This window comes from Corallococcus sp. EGB, assembly GCF_019968905.1.
GTDB lineage: Bacteria > Myxococcota > Myxococcia > Myxococcales > Myxococcaceae > Corallococcus.
The window spans coordinates 1,625,414-1,647,122 of record NZ_CP079946.1; the positions used below are offsets into that span (position 1 = coordinate 1,625,414).

A 21,709-nucleotide genomic window follows, 5' to 3' on the forward strand; every position below is an offset into this window, starting at 1 on the left:
CCGCGGACGAGGCGACGACTAGTCGGCGTTGATGGACGCCGCGCAGGCCGCGCTCACGGAGCCGCCCTTGGTGGAGCAGGCCACGATGTCGGACAGGATGCGCTGCTGCTCGGTGGAGGACTTGTCGGAGCAGGTCTTCACGCCCTCGATGCAGTCGACGACGGCGTCCAGCTTCTTCTTGTCGTCGTCCGAGCAGTCCTTCAGGGCCTCCTTACAGGCGTCCTTCTCGGCATCGGTCGGCTTCGTCGGGTTGCCGCTGACGTCGAAGCCACACTCCTCGAACTTCTTGGACAGGTCCTTGGCGACGTCCTCGTTGCGATCGCAGTAGTCGCCGCCGCAAGCGGTGAGCGTGAGCGAAGCCATGGCCGCCAGACCGAACAGGATCTTCTTCATGATATTCTCCCCCTCAGGGATGAGGTACAGGTGGAAAGCAACCGGAGCGCATCCTAGTGAGCGCCCGTTCGCGGTCCAGTGGACTTTATTCCGGGAATTCTATTCAAAGGCAAATAGGGAGCCGGGGGGCGGGTTGATCCGCCAACTGCCTTGACTCCCCCTCGGGATTCTCGTAAGTCCCGCCGTCTTTTAGCGCGCCGGGCGGTCCGCCGTCCGAAATGCGCGTTGGATTCCATGGGTTGAACCAACCCGAAGCTGACAGGGGTTCGACGATGTACGCAGTCATTCGCACGGGCGGAAAGCAGTACCGCGTCGCCGAGGGCGACGTGGTCCGGATCGAGAAGATCGCCGGTGATATCGGCGCCGAGGTCTCGTTCACCGAGGTCCTGCTGCTGGGCGGCTCGGAGAGCCCGAAGGTGGGCCAGCCGACGGTGGCGGGCGCGAAGGTCGTGGGCAAGGTGCTGGCGCAGGACAAGCACCGCCGCGTCCTGCACTTCCGCAAGGAGAAGGAAGGCTGGACCCGTCGCCGTGGCCACCGCCAGCCGTACACCGAGGTGAAGGTCACCTCGATCTCCGGCTAGCCGTCTTTCCGGGCATTCCCCACACGAACTTCAAGGAGCAGGTGTCATGGCCCATAAAAAAGGTCAGGGTTCTTCGCGCAACGGGCGTGATTCCAACCCGCAGTACCGTGGTGTGAAGGTGTACGGCGGTGAGACCATCACGGCGGGCAGCATCCTCGTCCGTCAGGTCGGCACGGTCATCCACCCGGGCACGAACGTGAAGCTCGGTCGCGACTTCACCCTCTTCTCGACGGTGGACGGCGTGGTGAAGTACGAGCGCCTCGGCCGTGACAAGAAGAAGGTGTCCGTGTACCCGGCCGCCGCCGAGCAGGCGAGCGCCTAGTCTGTGGCCCTGGGGCGACCCAGGGCACGGGCATTACCGAGCGGGTCGTTCCCGGTCCTCCGTTCCCATGGGAACGGGCGGATGCGAGGACGGCCCGCTTCGTGTTTTTCCAGGAGGGCAGTCGCCCCATGAAGTTCGTCGACGAAGTACGCATCTACGTGAAGGCGGGAGACGGCGGGAACGGCGCCGTGGCCTTCCGGCGTGAGAAGTTCATCGAGCGCGGCGGCCCCAACGGCGGGGACGGCGGCAATGGCGGCTCCGTGGTGTTCGTGGCGAACCCGCAGCTGACCACGCTCCTGGACTACCGCTACCAGCAGCATCACCGCGCCAAGAACGGCGAGCACGGCATGGGCAGTGACTGCAATGGTCACGGCGCCGATGATCTGGTGCTCCAGGTGCCGGTGGGCACGCTGATCCGCGACGAGCAGACGGGGGAGCTGCTGGTGGACCTGAGCGACCCGGGCCAGCGCTTCGTGGCGGCCAAGGGCGGCCGGGGCGGCCTGGGCAACATGAACTTCGCCACCTCTACGCGCCAGACGCCGCGCTTCGCGCAGGACGGCACGAAGGGCGAGGAGATCACCCTCCGGCTGGAGCTGAAGCTGCTGGCGGACGTGGGCCTGCTGGGCTTCCCCAACGCGGGCAAGAGCACGTTCATCTCGCGGGTGAGCCGGGCGCGGCCGAAGGTGGCGGACTACCCGTTCACCACGCTGGTGCCGAACCTGGGCATGGTCCAGTACAAGGACAACCTGTCCTTCGTCATGGCGGACATCCCCGGCATCATCGAGGGGGCCAGCGAGGGAGTGGGCCTGGGCCACCAGTTCCTGCGCCACGTGGAGCGCTGCAAGGTGCTGGTGCACCTCATCGACATGGGCGCCGAGGGCGAGGGCCGCAAGCCGCTGGACGACTTCAACATCCTCAACGCGGAGTTGAAGAAGTACAGCGCGGAGCTGGCCACCAAGCCGCAGGTGGTGGCCGCCAACAAGCAGGACCTGACGGAGGGCCGGGAGCGGCTCGGGCCCTTCACGGAGGCGCTGCGCCGCCGGGGCATCCGCGTGTACCCGGTGTCCACCGCCACGGGCGAGGGCATGCAGGCCCTGATGGACGCGGTGGCGGAGGTGCTCTTCACCGGCCGCACCGACAAGCTCCACGTCGAGGCGCCGGCGAAGAAGGCCGCCACCAAGGCTCCGGCGAAGGCCGCCGCGAAGAAGACACCGGGGAAGAAGGCCGCGAAGCAGGCGGTGCGCAAGGGCGCGGCGAAGAAGGCCGCCGCCAAGAAGGCCTCTCGCAAGCCCGTGGCGAAGAAGGCCGCGCGCAAGGCGCCGGTGAAGAAGGCCGCCGCGAAGAAGGCGGTGCGCAAGGCTCCGGCGAAGAAGGCCGCCCGGAAGGCGCCAGCGAAGAAGTCGGGCGGGAGGCGCTGAACCGATGGCGGGAGGAGGCCCTCGCTACGAGAAGTTCGAGCGCGAAGCCGTCGAGCCGGAGCAGTTCCTGCTCGACGTGCGCAAGGAGAAGATCGACCGCGTCGTCAGCCAGCGCACGCGCAACTTCGTGGTGGTCCTCGACCGGCTGGAGGACAACTTCAACATGGCCGCGGTGCTGCGCACCTGCGAGTCCATGGGCGTGCAAGAGGTGCACGTCGTCATCAACCCGGAGGCGCCCTTCATCCCCAACTCGCGGGTGGCCCAGGGCTGCGACAAGTGGTTGGACGTGCACCTCTACAAGACGTTCGCGGAGTGCCGCGAGCACCTGAAGGGGCGCGGCTTCAGCCTCTACGCGTCGGCGCTGCGCGAGGGGGCCACCAACCTCTACAGCCTGCGCTTCGACACCAGGTTCGCCATGGTGTTCGGCAATGAGCGCTACGGCGTGAGCGACGATGTGCTCACCGGCGTGGATGGCACGTTCTGGGTGCCCATGAAGGGCTTCAGCCAGAGCCTGAACATCTCCGCGGCCGCGTCCGCGAGCATCACCCGGGCGGTCGCCTGGCGGGACGAGCACCTGGCGGGGGGCTCCGGGGACCTGACGCCCACGGAGGCCCAGGAGCTGCGGGAGCGCTTCTACCTGCTGGGCGTGAAGCAGCGGAAGCGTCTGGTCAAAGCCACACAGCGGTGAATGCCGGTCCCCCGGGGGCCGTCCGGATGCGGTAGATGGACCCTGCGGGCGCCCCAGGTGCCCGCTCCGGAGGCGCACGCCATGTTGCTGGAATCCCTGCTCTTCACGCTGCTCACGCAGGCCCCCACCGCGCCCGTGGCGAAGCCCGCGGCGACCGCCAAGGCCCCTGCCGCCGCGGCCAAGCCCGCCGCTCCCTCGGATGCCGGCACGGCCGCGATGCCCCCCGCCGCGACGTCTGGCGACGCGAGCGTGGCCGCCAGCGCCCCGAAGCCCGCGCCCAAGCCGATGACTCCCGAGGTGAAGTCGCTCGTGGACCGGATGCAGGCCTTCTACGAGAAGACGGGCGACTTCAAGGCGGGCTTCAAGCAGGACTACAAGTACAAGGCCTTCCGCCGCACGCAGACGTCCACGGGCACGGTGACCTACAAGAAGCCGGGCCTGATGCGCTGGGAGTACGAGAACCCGTCCAAGCGGACGTTCGTGCTCGCGGGCAACAAGGTCTACATGTACGACCCTGAGGCGCAGACGCTGTCGGTGGCGGCCATGGACACCAGCCAGCTGTCCGCGTCGGTGACGTTCCTCTTCGGCCAGGGGAAGCTGGCGGACGAGTTCGCCATCACCAAGGGCGACTGCAAGGACTGCAAGGGCACGCTGCTGGTGCTGGATCCGCTGAAGAACGAGCCGCGCTTCCGCCAGGTGCGCCTGGAGGTGGACCCCTCGACGGCGCAGGTGCTCAAGAGCACGGTGGTGGATCCGGACGGCAGCGAGAACACCATCGCCTTCCTGGACCTGAAGACGAACGTGGGCATCTCCGCGGACAGCTTCAAGCTGAACCCGCCCGAGGGCACCCGCGTGGACGACTTCACCAAGAAGGCGCAGTAGGACGGCCGCCCACCATGCGCGGCGTGCTGCTGGCGGGATGCGTGCTGGTGCTGGGCGCGGGGTGTCACCCCGGCGCGCCCACGAGCCCTCCACGTCCCACGAGCCTCGTGGGGCAGACGCTGCCCCTGCTGTCGTCGCCCGCGCTGCGGCTGACGGTGGCGGGGCGGCTGGGGAACCGGGCGGTGCCGGTGGTGCTGGACGTCACGCGGCCACTGTCGCTCGTGTCCACGGCCTGCTTCGACGGCGCGCCGCCCGCGCCCGCCGGGACCGCGCGCGTGCCGGAAGCCTCGGGAGGCCATCGCTCCTGGCCGGAGGTGCCGGCGCCGACGGTGACGGTGGGCCCGGTGGCGCCGCTCCTGCGCACGCTGCTGCTCTCCGGTGAGACGGGCTGCTCGGTGACGCTGGGGCAGGACGTGCTGTTCCCCTATGCCCTCACGGTGGAGCCGCTGCGCCGCGAGGTGACCTTCACCGCGTCGCGTCCCCGGGAGGACTACGACGCGGAGCTGCGCGCGACGGACGCGGTGCGCGAGTCGCACGTGGTGGAGCTGAGCCGCGAGCCGCTGGGCGACTGGCCGCTGCTGGCCGTGCAGGTGACGCAAGGGGACGCGAGCATCACCGGCCCCTTCGTGCTGGGCACGCGCGAGCCCTTCTCCCGACTGGCGGTGGACCCCGCGCTGGGCCAGGGCTTGCAACCGCTGGAGACGGCCGCGGGCCTGCCGCCGCGCACCTTCGTCGTGGACTCGGTGGAGGTGGCGGAAGGGCTGGGCGTGAAGCCCCTGGTGATGGAGGCCGCGGGGCGCTGGCCGTCGCAGAGCAGCCTGGGCCGGCTGGGGCCGGACGTGTGGGGCCGCTTCACCGCCACCGTGGACGCGCAGGGTGGGGCGCTCGTGCTGCGCAGGCCCCACGTGCGCACGCCGGAAGGCGGCGGCCGTCAGCAGTGCGCGGGCGAGGGCGGCGCGTTCAGCGAGGAGGCCTGCTACGGCATCTTCGTGCGCACGGAGCCCGACGGCGTGGTGGCTCTCTCCGGCGAGGTGTTCCGGGATGTGCCGGAGGGCGTCCGCCTGTACGTGGAGCCCCGGGGCGCGGACGGTCAGCGCCTGGAGACGGGCTGTCAGGTGGGCCTGAGCTTCCCGGCGGCCACGCGCGGCGCCAACACCCAGCACCGGCTGCCGTGGGCGTCGCTGTCGAAGACGCTGCCCGCGTGCCATGCCGCGCTCCAGGGCGCGAAGAGCTACGCGGTGTCGCTGGTGGAGGAGGGGCGCCAGCCCGAGTGCCCCACGACGTGCGCCTTCGTCACGGAGTCCGCCTCGCGGCGCACCGTGTGCGAGTGCCAGCCCACGCCGCTGGGCGAGGGCGTGGCCGTGCCGACGAAGGGCTCGGGCCCGCAGCCGCCGCCCGTCGAGGAGCGCGAGCTGGAGCCCGAGGATCCAAGGTAGCGCCCACGAACGGCTCGTGACCGCCACCTGCGGGGCGGCATGAGCCGAGGCCTGATGCGCCGGTGGGGCGCGCGCCGCGCCGGTCTTCGACGTAGCGGCCTCCACACGAACGGCTCGGGCCCGCGACCGCCTCCAGTGGGAGGACGGGGCGGGCCCGGGGCACGGCCTTCACCGGTGACGAACTACTCCGGCCGCGGCTCCGGCGGACGCACCAGCGCCTTCAGCGGCACGGGCGCGGGCGGGGCCTCGCGCGGGGTGTGCGCGCGCTGCTTCGGATCCGGACGCTCCACCACGCGGGCGATGAGGTCGTAGTCGTGCGCCTCCGTCACCTCCACGGTGACGAACTCGCCCGGGTACGCCAGGCCGTCGTTGATGTAGACCTGCCCGTCGATCTCCGGCGCCTGCCCCTCGTGGCGGCCCACCAGCAGGTGCTCGGACTCCTCGCTGGGGCCCTCCACCAGCACGGTGAGCTTCTGGCCCACGAGCTTCTTGTTCTGCTCGCGGTTGATGCGCTTCTGGATGGCCATCACCTCGCGCCAGCGGCGCTCGATGGTCTTCGCCGGGACCTTGTTCGGCAGATCAAACGCGGCGGTGCCTTCCTCGTCCGAGTACTGGAACACGCCCAGACGCTGGAAGCGCTGCTCCTTCACGAACTCCTTCAAGAGCTCGAAGTCCTCCTCCGTCTCACCCGGCAGGCCGACGATGAGCGAGGTGCGCATCACCAGGTTCGGCACGCGCTCGCGCAGCTTGGTGAGCAGCTCCTTGAGGAACTTGGAGTTGCGGCCGCGCTTCATGGACAGGAGCAGCTTGTCGCTGGCGTGCTGCACCGGCATGTCCAGGTACTTGGCGATCTTCGGCTCGGTCGCGATGACGTCGATGAGCTCGTCCGGGAACACGCGCGGGTAGGCGTAGTGCAGGCGGATCCACTTCACGTCCACCTTCACCAGCTCCTTGAGCAGCTCGTGGAGCTTCGGCTTGCCGGGCAGGTCATGCCCGTACGCCGTCAGGTCCTGCGCCACGAGGTTCAGCTCCTGCACGCCGCTGTCCGCCAGCTTCTGCGCCTCCGCGAGGATGTCCGCCACCGGGCGCGAGCGCTGGCCGCCGCGCAGCGTGGGGATGATGCAGAACGCGCAGGCGTTGTCGCAGCCTTCGGAAATCTTCAGGTACGCCGTGTACTTCGGCATCGAGTTGATGCGCGGCGTCTCCGCGTTGTGGATGTAGTCCGGATCCGGAATCACCTGGCGCGGCGAGGCCTCCGCCGCCAGGAGGTCGCCAATCTGGGCGTACGCGCTGGTGCCCAGGAAGTGGTCCACCTCCGGCATCTCCTGCGACAGCTCCTGGCCGTAGCGCTGGGACAGGCAGCCGGTGACGACGAGCGTCTTGCACGAGCCCGACTTCTTCAGCTCCGCCATCTCCAGGATGGAGTCCACCGACTCCTGCTTCGCCGGCCCGATGAAGGCGCACGTGTTGACCACGATGACCTCGGCCTCCGAGGCCTCCTGCACAAGCGAATAGCCGCGGGTGCGCAGCGTGCCCAGCATCACCTCGGAGTCCACCCGGTTCTTCGGGCAGCCGAGGGTCATCATGTACAGGCTCTTGGTCTCTTCCACGCGCGTCTACCGCTTTCCCAGTTGCGTCCGCTCGAAGTGGTCCGCACTCCAAACGAAGTTGATGATGGCGCCGTTCGAGTAACCGATGTTCAGCGCCCCGTCTTCTTCCAGCTCCACCGATGTAGCGCGACCCAGCGCACACGTGGCGGCCGGCCAGTCGAGCACCCGCTGGGCTGTCTTCCCCGACACCACATAGAGCCCCATCCGGAGCTCGTCGTCGGAGTCGCATTGACCCTCGACGGCATAGGGGTTCTTCCCAGTGAGGACACTAACGACCGGCCGTCCGTCCGGCAGGCTCAACGTCTCCGGCAGGTTCACGCCCATCTTCGAGGCGTCCACCGCGTTGGGCGCCACCAGCGCGCGCAGCGAGGCGGGGGTGAGGTTCTCATCCCCCTGGGCCCAGTCCGGGTAGCTGAACAGGCCCCAGCCCAGCCAGCCGGTGGGCGCCGCCTCCAGCGTGGTGACGCTGGCGGGGGGCTTGAGCTTGAGGTTCTTGCGCGCCTCGTCCGGCAGGCGCAGCGCCTCGCCCTCCGCCATCGTGCCGCTCTTGCAGTTGGACACCGGCACCACCTTGGCGCCCACCTGGTCCTGGTCCTCGTAGGTGATGCAGAGGTCCATGACGAGCGGATCCACCGCGGGGAAGCGGGGCAGGGCGCGCACCGGGATCATGGCCACCACGGACAGCGTGTCGCCCTGGCGGTGCACCGCGGCGTTCACCAGGCCCTGCGCGAACCTGGGCGTGTTGCTGTCGGGGCCGGAGGTGCGCTGGCCGTCGAAGGCGAAGCGGTAGGTGTAGCCCGCGGAGGTGGGCCCGGAGTCCGGGAAGTTCAGCGAGAGGGTGATGATGTCACCCGCGAGCAGCTGGTTGTCCGTGGCCTCCACGCCCACGAAGAGCGTGTCCTTGCGCCAGCCCACCCGGGCGGAGAAGTTGGCGGTGGCCCCTTCCGTGGGCAGTGACTTGAGGACCAGCGGCGAGCCGAAGTCCTTGAGCCCCTTCTCCGGCAGGGGCGCCTTCTTGAGGATGGGCACCGGCTTGCTGGGACGCGACGCGCTCTGAGCGAGCGAGGCGGTGGCGAGGAGCAGACAGAGGGGCAGGGGGGCCAGACGGGCGGCGTGCATGGCGGAGGGGCGCCTCTAGTCGCGGAAGTTGGTGAACTGCATGTCCAGCTTGAGCTTGTCCTGCTCCTTGCGGAACAGCGCGATGGCCTCCTGCAGGTCGTCGCGGTTCTTGCCCGTGACGCGGAGCTGATCCGCCTGGATGGAGCCCTGGACCTTCAGCTTGGACTCCTTGAGCAGCTTGATCAGCTCCTTGGACTTCTCCACCGGGATGCCCTGCTGGAGCTTGATGGGCTGCTTGACGTTGCTCATGCCCGTCTTCTCGATGTCGCCGAACTCCAGCACCCGCAGGCTGATGCCGCGCTTGGCCAGCTTGCTGAGCAGGACCTCCTTGGCGGCCTGGAGCTTCTCCTCGCTGTTGGTCTTCACCGTGAGCGCGGAGTGATCCGGGGCGATGTCGATTTCGGCCTTCACGCCCTGGAAGTCATAGCGGGTGCTGAGCTCCTTCCGGGTCTGATTGACCGCGTTGTCGAGCTCAGCCAGGTCGATTTTGGAGATGACGTCGAAGGAGGGCATGGGGGGTACCTTTTCGCGCCCTTACCATACCTACACCCGGACGACCAAGGGCACCACCAGGGTGCGCCGGGAGGTGTGTTGCTTGAAGGCCCGCTTCACCGCCTTCGCGAGCTCCTCCCGCACCAGGGCGTCATCCCCACGGAGCAGGGGGTTGAGCTCCTCGAAGAAGGCCCGGGCCTCCTGGGCCACCTGGGACAGCACGCCCTGTTCGTCCGGGTTGAGGCCCTGGCCGGACAGCTGGGGCCCCGCCACCAGGGCCTGGGTGTCGCGCCTCAGCACCACCGCCGCGGCCACCACGCCCGTCTCCGCCAGCCGGTTGCGCTCCGCCAGCGCCTCCTGCGTCACGATTCCGTCCCCGAAGCGCTCCCGCAGGATGCGACCCGAGGGCACGCTGCCAGTGAAGCGGCCCCGCCCCTCCTCGAACGTCACCACGTCGCCGTCATGGGCCAGCAGCAGGCCCTCCGGTGCCAGGCCGGCCTCGCGGGCGGTGGTCAGGTGTCGGTGCAGGTGCCGGACTTCCCCATGCACGGGGATGAAGTGCCTGGGGCGGATCAGCTCCAGCACCCGGCGCTGCTGGGGGCGGCTGGCGTGTCCGGAGACGTGCACGCCGGGCTCCACCTGCGCGTAGACGATGCGGGCGCCGCGCCAGTGGAGCTGATCCAGCAGCGCGCCCACGGAGCGCTCGTTGCCGGGGATGGGGCGGGCGCTGACGATGACGGTGTCACCGGGCTCCAGGCGCACGGGCCCATCGCCGTTGGCCAGCTGGGTGAGGCCCGCGCGGGGCTCGCCCTGCGCTCCGGTGGTGAGCACCGCCACCCGGTGGGGCGCGAGCTTGGGCACGTTGTCCAGGTGCACGAAGAGCGAGTCGGGCACGTCCAGGTAGCCCATCTCCCGCGCCAGCTCCACGTTGCGCACCATGCTGCGGCCCTGGAGCGCGACGAGCCGGCCGGTGCGCTCGCACAGGTCCAGCAGGTGCCGGATGCGGTGGAGGTTGGAGGAGAACTGGGCGACGACGATGCGGCCCTTCGTCTCGTGGAAGAGGCGCTCGAAGGTGGTCTGCACCACGCGTTCGCTGCCGGTCTCGTCGGTGTGCTCGGAGTTGGTGGAGTCCGACAGCAGGCACAGCACGCCTTCGTCGCCCGCCTCGCCCCAGCGCTCCAGGTCCGTCTTGAGGCCGTCGATGGGGTCGGGGTCCAGCTTGAAGTCGCCGGTGTGGATGACCGTGCCTTCGGGCGAGCGGACGATGAAGCCCACCGCGTCCGGCACGGTGTGCGTCACGCGCGTGGCCTCCACCTGGAAGACGCTGCCCACGCAGAAGGGGGTGCGCGGCTCGATTTCGCGCAGGTCCGCCTCCACGCCCAGCTCCTCCAGGCGCTGCCGCGCGAGGGCGAGCGTGAAGCGCGTGCCGTAGATGGGGACGGGCACGTCGCCCAGCAGGTAGGGGAGCGCGCCGATGTGGTCTTCATGACCGTGCGTGAGGAGCACGCCCTTCACCTGGGCCGCGTTGCGCCGCAGGTGCGTGAAGTCCGGGACGATGATGTCCACGCCGGGCATCCCCGACGAGGGGAACATCAGGCCGGCGTCGATGAGCAGCATCTCCCCACGACAGGCGAGCACCATGGCGTTGAGGCCGATCTCGCCCAGCCCGCCAAGAGGGATGACGTGGAGCATGTGGCCGGAAGTGTAAGGGCCCGGACCCTTTGGTGCGTGGGAATCCGCACGCCTCCTCCACCGCGCCCCCGTGCCCGCCTGCTTGACGGATTCAAACTAAAGGCTTAGTTGTATTTGAACTAAGGTCTTAGTTCGAGGCCGGGAGGCACTGTCCGTGACGAAGCCGTCGTCCGCCGAGGAGTCCAAGCCGCTCACCCCGGTGGAGCTGGAGCTGATGCAGCTCGTGTGGAGGTTGGGGGAGGTGAGCGTGGCGGACGTGCTCGCGGCGCTGCCGCCGGAGCGCAAGCTGGCCTACACGTCGGTGTCCACGGTGCTTCGCATCCTGGAGCAGAAGGGCGTGGTGCAGAGCCGCAAGGAGGGGCGGGGGCACCTGTACTCGGCGCGGCTGTCTCGCGAGGCCTACGAGGCCCAGAGCGTGCGCCACCTGGTGGCGACGGTGTTTGACGGGACGCCTTCGTCGCTCGTGGCGCGGCTGGTGGAAGCGGTGCCGCTGTCCGCGGAGGAGGTGGAGCAGATCCGCAAGCTCCTGGGCCGCAAGGGAGGCCGGGGATGAGCGCCTTCGTCCGGGACATGCTGGCCGCGTATCTCACGGCGGCGGTGCTGGTGGCGGTGGGCTTCGGGCTGCTGCGCGCGGTGGTGGCGTGGGGGATGGAGCGGAGGCTGGCCGCGCGGCAGCTGCTGCGCGTGGGGCGGGTGACGCTGGGGCTGTCGGTGCTGTTGCCGTTCGCGGGGCTCGCGGCCCGGGAGTGGATGCCGTCGGCGCCGCTCTTCACGTTCGAGCGTTCGCTGGTGCGCTACGCCGCACCGCCCATGTCCGTTGACTCGAGGCCCGTGCGCGGAGGGGTGACGGAGGCCGCGTCGTCGGGCCCGGAGCTGCCGCTGGCGATGATGGGGCTGGCGCTGGTGGCCATGGGGGCGTTGGGCTTCCTGTCGTGGGAGCTGCGGCGGTATGCGCGCTTGCGGCGGAGGCTGGAGGCGCTGCCCGTCCTTCGTCGCGTGGGCCAGGTGCGCGTGGTGCTGGGGGATGCGGCGGAGGGGGCGTTCTCCGTGTGGTTCCCTCGTGGCGGTGCGTGGGTGGTGGTGCCCACCGATGTGTTGGAGGACGCGGAGGCGCTCCGGCTCACGGTGCGGCACGAGCTGCAACACCACCGCCAGCGGGACACGATGCTCGCGTACGTGCGGCTGGGGTTCGACAGCGCCTTCTTCTGGAGTCCGTTCGCTCGGGCGTTCTCGCGGTGGTTGGCGGAGCGTCAGGAGTTCGCCTGCGACGAGGCGCTCGTCACCGTGAAGCACGTATCCGCGGACGCGTATGCGCGGTGCCTGTTGCAGGCGTCGCTGCGCGTCCCTGGTTCCCTTCCCGCCGGAGTCACCGGCATGTCCCACCCCACTGTCAGGAGGATCCACATGTTGTTCCAGCCCCGTCCCCGCAGTTCCGTACGCACCCTGGGTCTTTCGTTGTCGCTGGCGTTGGTGCTCGCGCCGCTGGCGTTGTGGGCGCAGGGCACGGTGCGGGGGCGCGCGGTGTCGTTGACGGAGGCGCGCGCGTTGGCGGAGGCGGGACCGAAGGAGGGGGACCTGCCGGTGGTGGTGGACGCCGCCGTGGTGGATCAGCTCAACAAGTTCGTCACCACGCGCAAGGGCCGCGACTTCATGCGCAAGGCGCTGGCGAACCTCCAGGCCCACCGTGAGGCGATGACGGGCACGCTGCGCTCGCGCTCCCTGCCGGAGGGCCTGCTCGCGGTGGCGATGGTGGAGTCGGCGGTGCGCAACCTGCCGGAGACCTCTCGCGAGCCATCGATGGCGCCGGGGCAGCGGGGCGCCGGCGTGTGGATGTTCATCCCTGAGACGGCGCGCCGCTATGGCTTGAAGGTGGAGGCGGGACGCGACGAGCGATTGGACGTGGCGCGTGAGACGGAGGCCGCTGCGACCCTCTTCCAGGCGCTGTATGAGCGCTATGGGGATTGGCGGCTGGCGCTCGCGGCGTACAACCAGGGGGAGGGCGTGGTGGATCGCGTCATTTCGGAGACCCACGTGCGCGACGTGAGCGAGCTGGTTCGCACCGGCAAGCTCAATGACTACACCGCCACCGTGCAGGCCGGAGTCCTGCTGCTTCGCAATCCGCACCTGCTCGACTGAGCCAGCGGTGGTGTCTGTCCACTGCCTGGGGAATGTCCCCGTGGAGCCCGGGTTCGGATGCGCGCCACCCTGCTTTCGCGCGAGGATGGCGACGCTCGGTGCAAGGGGTGGGAAACGCCATGAAGATCGTCGCGCTCGTTCGTCCTGCGGGTGAGGTTCCGGAAGCAGCCCAGGTGCTCGCCGCGGCGGCGGGCATGGCACCGGCGGAGGCTCGCATGCGGCTGGCTCCCGAGCCTCCCGCCCTGCTCGCACGACTGGCTCCCGACGCGGCGGATGCCCTGGTGAAGACACTGCGGGACGCGGGGCTCGCGGCGCTCGCCATCGATGAGTCGGAGGTCGCGGAGCGCGTCACGGCGCGCACCGTGACGTTCGGCGCCGCGCAGGTGACGTTCACGCCTCGCGCGGGGGCTCCGCTCACCATGGCGTGGGAGGACGTGACGGTCATCCTCCGGGGCGCGTCGTCCCTGCGCACGCAGAGCGAGCACACCGAGAAGACGACGAAGGTGGCCCTGGGCACGGCCCTCGTCACTGGCGGCCTGAAGATGACGAAGACGACGGAGAAGAGCGTGCGCGGCTCCCAGGAGGAGACATCGCAGGTCGTCTTCGTCTTCGACCGCGACGGCCGGGGCGCCGTGCTGCCGGAGATCGGGTTCGACTTCTCGTGCATGGGACCCGCGATGCAGCCGTCGCGCACCGCGAACATGGTGACCCTGGCGCGACTGGTGCGCGAGCGTGCCCCGGGTGCCTTCTACGACGAGCGGCTCTTGCGGCTGGGACGCCGGCCTCTTCCCTTCGTGCTGGGCGGAGCGGTGCAGGTGGTGAGCGGCGCCACGTCCCATTCACGCATCAACACCGCGCAGGGACTGGACGTGCTCGCGGAAGCCATGCGCCTGGGCGTCGCGCAGGGCTACCTGCCCTGACCCGCCCCGCGCGGCGGAGGCTTCGCGCGGGCGGCCAGCGCGCTCAGGTGAGCGGCGTGTTGGAGTCCGGGGGCGGACGGGAGATCCACGCGGCGATGAACACGTCCAACTCGCCTCGCATCACGTCCTTCACGCGCGGAGTGCCAGCGCCCGTGCGCGGATCCTCCACGCGCGCGCCCCGGCCCAGGAAGTAGCGGCGGGCCTCGTCGGTGCTGGCGCCCTGCCCGGCGACGACTCGCGCGGCGATGCCCTTGAGCTCGTCCAGCTCCCCGGCGCCGATGAGCGTGAGCACGCGGCCCGTGGCTTCGTCCTTCGCGGTGACTTCGTTGCGCACGCGCTGGAGGTACTCGCCTTCGCGGCTCTTCACCGGACGGCCCTCCAGCACCAGCAGCTCCCGCTCCAGCTCCTCCAGCGGTCCGCCCCGGTGCACGCGCACGTACGCGCGCTGGCGCTTCTCGTCCTCCAGGCGGCGGTGCAGGCCCGCCTCGCCCGCGAGGAAGCCGTAGGCCCCGGGGCCGGCGATGCGCACCACCACGCGCGCGGGCTCCCCCGCCTCCGCGACGGCGGTGGCCTCGTAGCCCCGGCGCTGCGCCCAGCCCAGGTACATGGTGGCCAGCTCCTGCACCCACACGTCCTGCAGCTCCGACGTGTCGCTGGCGCAGATGTCCACCAGCGCCTCGTTGTCCAGCGGCGTGGCCCCGGAGGCATTCAGCGCCTCCGCCATCTGGACCTCGCGCGCGACCTCCTCCACCTGCTTCGCGGCGGAGCCGAGCTGCACCTCGTTCTTCGCCTCGCGCACCAGCCGGCGTCCGAAGTTGCACGCGGCCTCCAGGCGGTCCAGCTCTCCCAGCTGCGCCTCCACCATGCGAAACGCGCGGAGGACCTCCGCCGCATGCTGCGGGTCGTCCCAGAGGTTGGGCGCCTGCGTCTCCGCGAGCAGCGCGGCGCGGCGCTCCTCCAGCTCCGGCCGTCCCGCGGACGCCGCGAGTGCGCGGGCGCGGCCCACCAGGCGGTCCATCTCAATCAGCAGCGACTTGCGGTCCAACCGGCGCTTCACCGCCGCGGCCTTCGGCGTGGGCAACAGCAGCTGTGCCGTCACCTCGCGGGGGGGCGGCACGGGCTCCGCGACCGCGACCACGCGGCCTCCGGGACGGGCCTCCACGCGCACGGGCGTTCCCGGCGGCAGCGGCCTGCGGGCGATCTCCACCGCGAGCGCCGCGGTGAGCGTCTTCTCGATTTCACGCTGCAGGTAGCGCGCGCCGAACTGCGGCGAATAGCCGCGCTCCACCAGCCGGTCCACCACCTCCGGCGTCACCTCCACGTCCAGGGCGCGGGCGCGGATGCCCTCGCGCTCCAGCACGCGACCTACCTCTCGCTGCGCAATCTTGCGGATGTCCACGCGCGACAGCGGACGGAAGTGGCAGATGGCGTCGAAGCGGTTGAGGAACTCCGGACGGAAGGCCTCCGCGATGCGGCGGTCCACCTCCGACACCTGCTCCTCCGCGCGCTTGTGCGCGGCGAAGCCCATGCCCGCCTCGCGGTACACCTCCGAGCCCACGTTGGACGTGGCCACGATGAGCGTGTTGTTGCACGACACTGCTTCGCCCGCGCCGTTGACGAAGGTGCCCTCGTCGAACAGCTGCAGGAAGCGGTCGTGCACGCTGCGCGCGGCTTTCTCGAACTCGTCCAGCAGCAGCACGGTGAACACCTTGCCGTCGAGCAGCGCGGACAGCTCCCCGCGCCGCGTCTCCATCGCGGGCGCCCACGACGCACCGAAGGGGACGCTCTCGTCGCCGTCGTTGGGGTAGTCCGCCATGTTGAGGCGCACCAGCCTGTCGGCGGAGCCGAAGAGGTACTCCGCCAGCAGCTTCGCCAGCTGCGTCTTGCCCACGCCCGTGGGCCCGGCGAAGAGGAACACTCCCAGCGGGCGGCGCGGGTCGTTGAGCCCCGCCTTGAGCAGCGCCACCGAACGCAGCACCGCGCCCACCGCGTCCGTCTGGCCGAGCAGCCGTTCCCCGAAGAAGCGCTCCGTCTCCTCCAGGTCCAGCGGCATCGCGTCGTCCACGACGAAGCGGGGCAGGCGCGTCGCGGCGCAGAAGCGGGTGAGCACGTCCTCCGGCCCCACGTGGTCGCGCGCCATGCCCGCGGCCTCCGCGGCCGTCTCCTTGAGCAGCTCGATGGCCTTGCGCGGCATGTGCTGCGCCAGCAGGAACTTCGCGGACAGGCGCAGCGCCAGGTCGCACGCGGCCGGGTCGATGGGCAGCCTCAGCGCTCGCTCCAGCTCCTCCGCCACGCGGCCGACGATCCAGCGCGCCTTCTCCAGCGGCGGCTCGTTCAGGGGCAGCAGGTGGAGCCGCTCGGCCAGGGCCTCGTCGGCGCGCAGCAGCTCCTGCACGCGCTTGGGTTCCGTTTCGAAGATGAAGCGCAGGCCGCCGGTGCGCAGCGCGCGCACGGCCACCGGCGCCAGGGGGCCGCCCAGGGCCACCGGCAGGTCGCGAATGTAGACGATGGGGCAGGGGTGGCGGCCCAGGTGGATGAGCAGCTCCTCGAAGGACTCGGCCGCCTGGCGCTGGGTGCTGCGCGCCAGGATGTTCGCGACCGACACCTCCACGAGCCGCGCCTGGGCCAGCTCCCCGTCCACGCGCCCCTCGGCGATGCGGCGGGCCACCTCCTGCACGAGCGCGCTCTTGCCCACGCCGGGCTCACCCGCCAGGAGCGGGTGCTTGCCTCCGCGCGCCAGGAGTCCCAGCACCTCCGTCACGGCGGTGTCCACGCCATGGGCGGCCGGCAGCTTGCCCTCCCGCGCCAGCGCGGTGAGGTCGCGGTCGATGAGCCGCTCCTGATCTTCGTTCTTCCTCGTCGCCATGGTGTGGTCCGGAACGCCCCCTCGACGTGCGGCACTCTAACCGTTGCTGCGCGGAAGCGAAGTCCCGGCCCGCCTCGTGGGTCGGGACCCTATGCTTCCAGCTCCGTGTGCCAGTAGGCCACGTCCCTCAGGAACTTGCGCCAGGACAGGGGCAGGCCCTTCTCCACGAGGAACGACACGACCAGTGCGTCCGGCAGCCGCTTCGGCTTCGCGGGCACGGTGCGCAGCGTCATCCGCGCCTGCGCCGGGGTGCGGTTGCCCTTCTTCTGGTTGCAGGGCACGCAGGCGATGACGATGTTCTCCCAGCTCGTGCGGCCGCCCTGCGCGCGCGGCAGCACGTGGTCGTACGTGGCCTCCGGGCGGGTCACCTTGCGGCCGCAGTACTGGCAGCGGCACTGGTCGCGCTGGTAGACGTTCTCCCGGCTGAAGCGCACGCCGCGCGGGCCCTTCCAGAGGGCGCGCACGAAGCGGATGACGGACGGCATGCGCAGCTCCACCGTCACCGAGCGGATGACGCGGTCCTCGTACTCCTCGACGACCTCCACCTTGCCCTGGACCAGCAGCATGACGGCGCGTTGCCACGGGATGCGTGCGACGGGTTCATAGGACTGGCTCAACACCAGCGTTTCCATGACACGGGGCCTTTCGGGCGGGACAGGCCGCCAGGGAGTCGAACCCTGCTCGCCCGGATTTGGAGTCCAGGCGGCACCCGGTGCGCGGCCTTCGTGGGTGAGGGAGTGGGGACGCCGGGAGTCGAACCCAGCGGGCTTCCGAGGGCTCCGGCTCTACAGGCCAGCGCGTCTCCGTAACGCTCTATGTCCGCGGAAGGAGAGCGGGAGTCCGGACGTGAAGAAGGCCGGGTCCCCGTGTCGGGAGCCCGGCCTCCAGGGCCACGCCGCGTCAGGGACGGAGCAGGGCGCCTTCAGGAGCCGGGCGAGGCGAGGCGATAGGACGCGAAGTCCCGCCAGCGGCACGTGGAAGAAGCGGTCACCGGGCTGGGACGCGAGGCCGCGTCGATGCCGTGACCGGAAGGATTCAGGTGCTTGAGGTTCATCGGGGCCTGCTTCGTCGCCTGGCGCATCGGGACCGCTCCTTTCGCCACCAGCGACGGCGGCGGAAATTCAGTCCTGACAGGCAGGTAGGCAGGCCGTTAGGACTCCGCGCATGAAAGCCATCCGCTACCACCAGTTGGGAGGACCGGAGGTCCTGCGTTGGGAGGAGGCGCCGGAGCCCGTGCCCGGGCCGGGCCAGGTCCTTCTGCGAGTCCATGCCGCGGGCGTGAACTTCGCGGACACCGAGCGCCGCCGCGGGCTGTACGACGCCCAGGTACCCCTGCCGCGCATCCTGGGCAGCGAGGCCGCGGGCGTGGTGCGCGCGGTGGGACCCGGCGTGGACACGTCCTGGGTGGGCCGCCGCGTCGTCGCCTTGACGAAGGAGGCCTACGCGGAGGCCGCGCTCGCGCCGGTGGAGGAGCTGCTGGTGCTGCCGCCAGAGGTGTCCTTCGAGGAGGCCGCCGCGCTGCTGGTGCAGGGGCTGACGGCGTACCACGTGGTGCACACCGTGGGGCGCGTGGCGGCGGGGCAGACGGTGCTCGTCCACGCGGCGGCCGGAGGCGTGGGGCTGCTCGCGGTGCAGCTGGCGAAGGCGGCGGGCGCGCGGGTCATCGGCACGGTGTCGGGCGAGGCGAAGGCGAAGCTGGCGCGCGACGTGGGCGCGGACGCCGTCATCCGCTACGACCAGGAGGACGTCGCGGCGAGCGTGCGCGAGCTGACGCAGGGGCGCGGCGTGGAGCGGGTGCTGGACTCGGTGGGCGCGAGCACGTGGCAGGCCAGCGTGGATGCGCTGGCGCCCTTCGGACATCTGGTGAGCTACGGCAACGCCAGCGGCCATCCGCCGCCCGTGGAGGTGGAGTCCCTCTACGCGAAGTCGCTCACAGTGGGCGCCTACTGGCTGCGCACCCCCACGCCCCCGGAGGTTCAGCGCAAGGCGCGCGAGGCCCTGCTGGCGGAGGTCGTGGCGAAGCGCCTGCGCCTCGTGGTGGGCCTGACGCTGCCGCTGTCCCGCGCGGAAGAAGCCCACCGCCAGCTGGAAGGGAGGAACACGGTGGGCAAGGTCGTGCTGGTCGCCGAGGACTGAAGTCTTTCAGTGCGCCGCGGGCGCGCCCGCCACCGGCGGTGACGCAGCGGCGCCACGCCCGATGCGCAGCACCACTCCCGCCGCCGCGAGGCAGATGACGCCCGCGACGACCCAGGCGGGCGTGTACGTCTCCAGCGACGTGCGGATGACGCCCGCGCCCAGCGCGCCCAGGCCCGCGCCCACCTGGTGCGCGGCCACCACCCAGCCGAAGGCGATGGGCCCGTCTTCCGCGCCCACCGTCTGCGTCGTCAGACGCACCGTCGGAGGTACCGTGGCGATCCAATCCAGGCCGTAGAACACCGCGAACAGCGGCAGGCCGAAGAGGGACAGCTCGAAGGCGCTCGGCAGGTAGAGCAGCGCCAGCCCCCGCAGGCCGTAGTACCAGAACAGCAGCCAGCGGTTGTCGAAGCGGTCCGACATCCAGCCGCTCGCCGTCGTGCCCACCAGGTCGAAGATGCCCATCAGCGCGAGCAGCCCCGCCGCGCGAACCTCCGGGATGCCGTGGTCCATGCACGCCGGAATCAGGTGTGTGCCCACCAACCCGTTCGTCGTGGCGCCGCAGATGAAGAAGCTCCCCGCCAGCAGCCAGAAGTCCCGCTTGCGCGAGGCCCGCCCCAGCGCCCCCAGCGCGTTGGCGAGCGGGTTGACGCTGGGGGCCTTCACCTCTTCCTCCTCCGGTGCGGCGCCATAGGGCTTGAGCCCCATGTCCGAGGGCCGGTCCCGCACGAGCCACGCCACCAGCGGAATCACACACGCCACGATGCCCGCCACGGTGAAGGACACGATGCGCCAGCCGTGGTGCTCCACCAGCATCGCGAGCAGCGGCAGGAATACCAGCTGCCCCGTGGCCGTGCTCGCGGTCAGCACGCCCATCACCAGCCCGCGCCGGGCGACGAACCAGCGCTGCACCACCGTGGCGCCCAGCACCATCGCCGTCGTCCCCGTGCCCAGCCCCACCAGCACGCCCCAGAAGAGCAGCAGTTGCCACGGCGCATGGATGAAGTTCGTCAGCGCCACGCCCGTCGCGATGATGCCCAGGGACACGAGCGTGGTGCGCCGGATGCCGAACTTCTGCATCAGCGCCGCGGCGAACGGCCCCACGAGCCCGTAGAGCACCAGGTTCACCGACACGGCCGAGGAGACGAGGGCCCGGCTCCAGCCGAACTCCCGCTCCAGGGGAACGATGAAGACGCTCGGCGTCGCCCGCACGCCCGCCGCGCAGAGGAGCACCACGAAGATGGCCGCCGCCATCACCCAGGCATAGTGGATCCGATGGGGCTTCATGACCGGTGCCTCCTTGAAGCGGGCCTGTCCGGCCCACGTATACTTCCTGGCAGCGATGTCTCCAGACGACCCTCAGCGCACCCTCTGCAACTGCCTGGCGCTGCGACAGGCCAGCCGGCACGTCACGCAGTTCTATGATCAGGTGCTCGCGCCCAGCGGCATCCGGACGACGCAGTACTCCATCCTCCACCGCGTCCTGTCCCAGGGCCCGCTGACCGTGAACGCGCTGGCGGAGCAGCTCGTGATGGACCCCTCCACGCTCACCCACAACCTCCGGCCCCTGTTGAAGGACGGTTTCGTGGTGCTGGAGGTGGGGCGCACGGACCGGCGCCAGCGCGCCGTCGCCATCACCCCGGAAGGGCAGGGCGTCTACCGCAAGGCCCGGCCCCTGTGGCTGCGCGCCCAGGCGGACTTCGAGCGCGCCGTGGGGGACTCGCAGGCCTCCGCGCTGCGCGACCTGCTGGCCGCCGTCGCCCGGACGGGCCTGGGCGATGCCGTGGAGGAGGTGGAAGCGCCTCCCACTCCCAAGCGCGCGCCCCGGCGCGGCGGCTGAGCGCATCCCCACGACTCACCCCTCCTCGAGGAACTTGAGGAACGCGGCGACCTGCTCCGCCCACAGCTCCGGGTGCGCCTGGGTGAAGTGGCCGAAGGACTTCGCGTGGCCCTCCTGCACCACGAAGCGGCCGCGCTCCACCCGGGGCATCAGCGCCTCCAGCGTGCGCAGGGAGATGGGGTTGAACTCGTCATCGGAGAAGTTGAGCGCGAACACGCGGGCCTGGATGTCCCCGAGCGAGCCCTCCGGGTCGTAGTCCCGAGAGGACTCCAGCGCGTACAGCATGTCATTGGCGTCCATGCCCGCCGCCTGCGCCCGCGCGGTCGCGATGAAGGCGTCCGCTGCCCTGGCGTCCGGCAGCGTGGCCTGCAGGTGAGGCACGCCGTCCAGCATCATCCGGAAGACGGGGAACGCCTCCACCCAGCCCCGGGGCTGCGCGGTGTAGAGGCCGCCCTTCCACTCCGGGTCGCCGCGAATCTGTCCCGCGACGAAGCGGCGCCACAGCAGGTTGCGCCCGGCGATGCGAGTCGGCAGGGACACGATGGGCATCACGCCCTCCACCGCGTCCGGGTACAGCTCGCTCCACTGCCACGCGTTCATGCCACCCATGGACAAGCCCACGATGGCGTGCAGGCGGCGGATGCCCAGCGTCTGGGTGACGAGCAGGTGCTGGAGCTCCACCATGTCCCGGTAGCCATAGGCCGGGAACTTCGTGCGCAGGCCGTCGCTCGGCTTGCTGGAGCGGCCATGGCCCACGCTGTCCGGGAAGATGAGGAAGTACTTCGTCGCGTCCAGCGGACGGCCTGGCGCGAACAGCGCGTCCTGGAAGGGCTGGCCGCGGAGCACCTCGCCGCTCGCGCTCGTCCAGTGCAGGAGCAGCACCGCGTTCGTCACCGCGCCGGAGGCGTCCCGGCGCGGCGTGCCCAGCGTCGCATAGTGGATGCGCACTTCCGGCAGCACCGTGCCGTCCTGGAAGCGGTGGCCGGTGAAGACCGCGTCCGCCTCCCGGGCCGCGAGCGCGGCGGACGCCAACGCGGGGGGCTCCACCGGCGCTGCTACCGGAGCCGAGTCGTTCCCGGAGCGCGCGGTGGCGCACCCCAGGGACGAGGCCCCCAGACCCAACAACATGGACAGCAGGAGCGATGCCCGGCGCGGTGAAGTCATCACGCCGGGAGAAATAC

At 70.5% G+C, this 21,709-nt stretch carries 21 protein-coding genes; 11 read left to right on the forward strand and 10 right to left on the reverse strand.

Going from position 1 to position 21,709, the window contains the following annotated elements; translation table 11 throughout:
• Nucleotides 1-18: 18 nt before the first annotated feature.
• Nucleotides 19-393 carry a hypothetical protein gene (locus tag KYK13_RS06675; protein WP_223642845.1) on the reverse strand — a complete coding sequence of 125 codons (375 nt, stop codon included), beginning with the start codon at nt 391-393 and terminating at the stop codon, nt 19-21.
• 272 nt (nt 394-665) lie between these two features.
• On the opposite strand from KYK13_RS06675, the gene rplU reads away from it, so the two are divergent.
• From rplU to KYK13_RS06705, 6 genes are all read left to right on the forward strand, one after another.
• Nucleotides 666-974: a 50S ribosomal protein L21 gene (rplU, locus tag KYK13_RS06680; protein ID WP_014394222.1), complete on the forward strand. Its 309-nt coding sequence runs from the start codon at nt 666-668 to the stop codon at nt 972-974.
• A 46-nt stretch (nt 975-1,020) separates the two neighbouring features.
• Nucleotides 1,021-1,296: a 50S ribosomal protein L27 gene (gene rpmA, locus KYK13_RS06685; RefSeq protein ID WP_014394223.1), complete on the forward strand. Its 276-nt coding sequence runs from the start codon at nt 1,021-1,023 to the stop codon at nt 1,294-1,296.
• A 128-nt stretch (nt 1,297-1,424) separates the two neighbouring features.
• The gene (obgE, locus tag KYK13_RS06690) at nt 1,425-2,714 is read left to right on the forward strand and encodes a GTPase ObgE (protein ID WP_304504097.1); all 1,290 of its coding nucleotides are present in this window, start codon (nt 1,425-1,427) and stop codon (nt 2,712-2,714) included.
• A 4-nt stretch (nt 2,715-2,718) separates the two neighbouring features.
• The gene (locus KYK13_RS06695; protein ID WP_223642846.1) at nt 2,719-3,402 is read left to right on the forward strand and encodes an RNA methyltransferase; all 684 of its coding nucleotides are present in this window, start codon (nt 2,719-2,721) and stop codon (nt 3,400-3,402) included.
• An 81-nt stretch (nt 3,403-3,483) separates the two neighbouring features.
• Entirely contained in the window at nt 3,484-4,284 is an 801-nt protein-coding gene (locus KYK13_RS06700) for an outer membrane lipoprotein carrier protein LolA (RefSeq protein WP_223642847.1), read from the forward strand.
• Nucleotides 4,285-4,298: 14 nt separating this feature from the next.
• Entirely contained in the window at nt 4,299-5,720 is a 1,422-nt protein-coding gene (locus tag KYK13_RS06705) for a hypothetical protein (protein WP_223642848.1), read from the forward strand.
• Between the two features lie 182 nt (nt 5,721-5,902).
• Here KYK13_RS06705 and rimO read toward each other — a convergent pair whose 3' ends face one another.
• From rimO to KYK13_RS06725, 4 genes are read right to left on the reverse strand one after another with little or no spacing between them, the layout of a single operon-like run.
• Nucleotides 5,903-7,303, reverse strand: a complete 1,401-nt coding sequence (rimO, locus tag KYK13_RS06710; protein WP_370645403.1) for a 30S ribosomal protein S12 methylthiotransferase RimO — start codon at nt 7,301-7,303, stop codon at nt 5,903-5,905.
• Between the two features lie 33 nt (nt 7,304-7,336).
• Complete coding sequence (locus tag KYK13_RS06715; RefSeq protein WP_223642850.1) at nt 7,337-8,449, reverse strand: hypothetical protein; 1,113 nt, start codon at nt 8,447-8,449, stop codon at nt 7,337-7,339.
• 15 nt (nt 8,450-8,464) lie between these two features.
• Nucleotides 8,465-8,962 (reverse strand): YajQ family cyclic di-GMP-binding protein, encoded by a 498-nt coding sequence (locus KYK13_RS06720; RefSeq protein ID WP_223642851.1) that lies wholly within the window; start codon nt 8,960-8,962, stop codon nt 8,465-8,467.
• A 30-nt stretch (nt 8,963-8,992) separates the two neighbouring features.
• Entirely contained in the window at nt 8,993-10,633 is a 1,641-nt protein-coding gene (locus KYK13_RS06725; protein ID WP_223642852.1) for a ribonuclease J, read from the reverse strand.
• 154 nt (nt 10,634-10,787) lie between these two features.
• Here KYK13_RS06725 and KYK13_RS06730 point away from each other — a divergent pair, with 154 nt between their 5' ends.
• From KYK13_RS06730 to KYK13_RS06740, 3 genes are all read left to right on the forward strand, one after another.
• The gene (locus tag KYK13_RS06730; RefSeq protein ID WP_223642853.1) at nt 10,788-11,186 is read left to right on the forward strand and encodes a BlaI/MecI/CopY family transcriptional regulator; all 399 of its coding nucleotides are present in this window, start codon (nt 10,788-10,790) and stop codon (nt 11,184-11,186) included.
• The gene (locus tag KYK13_RS06735) at nt 11,183-12,769 is read left to right on the forward strand and encodes a M56 and MltD domain-containing protein (protein ID WP_223642854.1); all 1,587 of its coding nucleotides are present in this window, start codon (nt 11,183-11,185) and stop codon (nt 12,767-12,769) included. The genes KYK13_RS06730 and KYK13_RS06735 overlap by 4 nt, the downstream gene beginning before the upstream one ends.
• Before the next feature lie 119 nt (nt 12,770-12,888).
• Nucleotides 12,889-13,689 (forward strand): hypothetical protein, encoded by an 801-nt coding sequence (locus KYK13_RS06740; protein ID WP_223642855.1) that lies wholly within the window; start codon nt 12,889-12,891, stop codon nt 13,687-13,689.
• Between the two features lie 43 nt (nt 13,690-13,732).
• Here the strand turns inward: KYK13_RS06740 and KYK13_RS06745 are convergent, their stop codons facing one another.
• The 3 genes from KYK13_RS06745 to KYK13_RS06755 form a co-directional block, all read right to left on the reverse strand.
• Nucleotides 13,733-16,555, reverse strand: coding sequence for an AAA family ATPase (locus KYK13_RS06745; protein ID WP_223642857.1), 2,823 nt, complete (start codon nt 16,553-16,555; stop codon nt 13,733-13,735).
• 89 nt (nt 16,556-16,644) lie between these two features.
• Nucleotides 16,645-17,187 carry an HNH endonuclease gene (locus KYK13_RS06750; protein ID WP_120524460.1) on the reverse strand — a complete coding sequence of 181 codons (543 nt, stop codon included), beginning with the start codon at nt 17,185-17,187 and terminating at the stop codon, nt 16,645-16,647.
• 290 nt (nt 17,188-17,477) lie between these two features.
• Nucleotides 17,478-17,636: a hypothetical protein gene (locus KYK13_RS06755; RefSeq protein ID WP_223642859.1), complete on the reverse strand. Its 159-nt coding sequence runs from the start codon at nt 17,634-17,636 to the stop codon at nt 17,478-17,480.
• Between the two features lie 83 nt (nt 17,637-17,719).
• Between KYK13_RS06755 and KYK13_RS06760 the strand changes: the two genes are divergently transcribed.
• The gene (locus tag KYK13_RS06760; protein WP_223642861.1) at nt 17,720-18,691 is read left to right on the forward strand and encodes a quinone oxidoreductase; all 972 of its coding nucleotides are present in this window, start codon (nt 17,720-17,722) and stop codon (nt 18,689-18,691) included.
• 6 nt (nt 18,692-18,697) lie between these two features.
• Here the strand turns inward: KYK13_RS06760 and KYK13_RS06765 are convergent, their stop codons facing one another.
• Nucleotides 18,698-19,975, reverse strand: coding sequence for an MFS transporter (locus KYK13_RS06765; RefSeq protein WP_223642863.1), 1,278 nt, complete (start codon nt 19,973-19,975; stop codon nt 18,698-18,700).
• 55 nt (nt 19,976-20,030) lie between these two features.
• Between KYK13_RS06765 and KYK13_RS06770 the strand changes: the two genes are divergently transcribed.
• Nucleotides 20,031-20,528 (forward strand): MarR family winged helix-turn-helix transcriptional regulator, encoded by a 498-nt coding sequence (locus tag KYK13_RS06770; RefSeq protein ID WP_223642865.1) that lies wholly within the window; start codon nt 20,031-20,033, stop codon nt 20,526-20,528.
• A 15-nt stretch (nt 20,529-20,543) separates the two neighbouring features.
• On the opposite strand, the gene KYK13_RS06775 is transcribed toward KYK13_RS06770, so the two are convergent.
• Entirely contained in the window at nt 20,544-21,692 is a 1,149-nt protein-coding gene (locus tag KYK13_RS06775; RefSeq protein WP_223646546.1) for an alpha/beta fold hydrolase, read from the reverse strand.
• Between the last annotated feature and the right edge of the window lie 17 nt (nt 21,693-21,709).

Excerpts from the sequence above, each read along its gene's own strand:
- obgE (WP_304504097.1), top strand. The coding sequence starts at position 1,425 with ATGAAGTTCGTCGACGAAGTACGCATCTACGTGAAGGCGGGAGACGGC.
- KYK13_RS06725 (WP_223642852.1), bottom strand. The coding sequence starts at position 10,633 with ATGCTCCACGTCATCCCTCTTGGCGGGCTGGGCGAGATCGGCCTCAAC.
- KYK13_RS06750 (WP_120524460.1), bottom strand. The coding sequence starts at position 17,187 with ATGGAAACGCTGGTGTTGAGCCAGTCCTATGAACCCGTCGCACGCATC.
- KYK13_RS06740 (WP_223642855.1), top strand. The coding sequence starts at position 12,889 with ATGAAGATCGTCGCGCTCGTTCGTCCTGCGGGTGAGGTTCCGGAAGCA.
- rimO (WP_370645403.1), bottom strand. The coding sequence starts at position 7,303 with ATGACCCTCGGCTGCCCGAAGAACCGGGTGGACTCCGAGGTGATGCTG.
- KYK13_RS06760 (WP_223642861.1), top strand. The coding sequence starts at position 17,720 with ATGAAAGCCATCCGCTACCACCAGTTGGGAGGACCGGAGGTCCTGCGT.
- rpmA (WP_014394223.1), top strand. The coding sequence starts at position 1,021 with ATGGCCCATAAAAAAGGTCAGGGTTCTTCGCGCAACGGGCGTGATTCC.
- KYK13_RS06720 (WP_223642851.1), bottom strand. The coding sequence starts at position 8,962 with ATGCCCTCCTTCGACGTCATCTCCAAAATCGACCTGGCTGAGCTCGAC.
- KYK13_RS06755 (WP_223642859.1), bottom strand. The coding sequence starts at position 17,636 with ATGCGCCAGGCGACGAAGCAGGCCCCGATGAACCTCAAGCACCTGAAT.
- KYK13_RS06745 (WP_223642857.1), bottom strand. The coding sequence starts at position 16,555 with ATGGCGACGAGGAAGAACGAAGATCAGGAGCGGCTCATCGACCGCGAC.
- KYK13_RS06700 (WP_223642847.1), top strand. The coding sequence starts at position 3,484 with ATGTTGCTGGAATCCCTGCTCTTCACGCTGCTCACGCAGGCCCCCACC.
- KYK13_RS06765 (WP_223642863.1), bottom strand. The coding sequence starts at position 19,975 with ATGAAGCCCCATCGGATCCACTATGCCTGGGTGATGGCGGCGGCCATC.
- KYK13_RS06775 (WP_223646546.1), bottom strand. The coding sequence starts at position 21,692 with ATGACTTCACCGCGCCGGGCATCGCTCCTGCTGTCCATGTTGTTGGGT.
- KYK13_RS06695 (WP_223642846.1), top strand. The coding sequence starts at position 2,719 with ATGGCGGGAGGAGGCCCTCGCTACGAGAAGTTCGAGCGCGAAGCCGTC.
- KYK13_RS06770 (WP_223642865.1), top strand. The coding sequence starts at position 20,031 with ATGTCTCCAGACGACCCTCAGCGCACCCTCTGCAACTGCCTGGCGCTG.
- KYK13_RS06735 (WP_223642854.1), top strand. The coding sequence starts at position 11,183 with ATGAGCGCCTTCGTCCGGGACATGCTGGCCGCGTATCTCACGGCGGCG.
- KYK13_RS06675 (WP_223642845.1), bottom strand. The coding sequence starts at position 393 with ATGAAGAAGATCCTGTTCGGTCTGGCGGCCATGGCTTCGCTCACGCTC.
- KYK13_RS06705 (WP_223642848.1), top strand. The coding sequence starts at position 4,299 with ATGCGCGGCGTGCTGCTGGCGGGATGCGTGCTGGTGCTGGGCGCGGGG.
- rplU (WP_014394222.1), top strand. The coding sequence starts at position 666 with ATGTACGCAGTCATTCGCACGGGCGGAAAGCAGTACCGCGTCGCCGAG.
- KYK13_RS06715 (WP_223642850.1), bottom strand. The coding sequence starts at position 8,449 with ATGCACGCCGCCCGTCTGGCCCCCCTGCCCCTCTGTCTGCTCCTCGCC.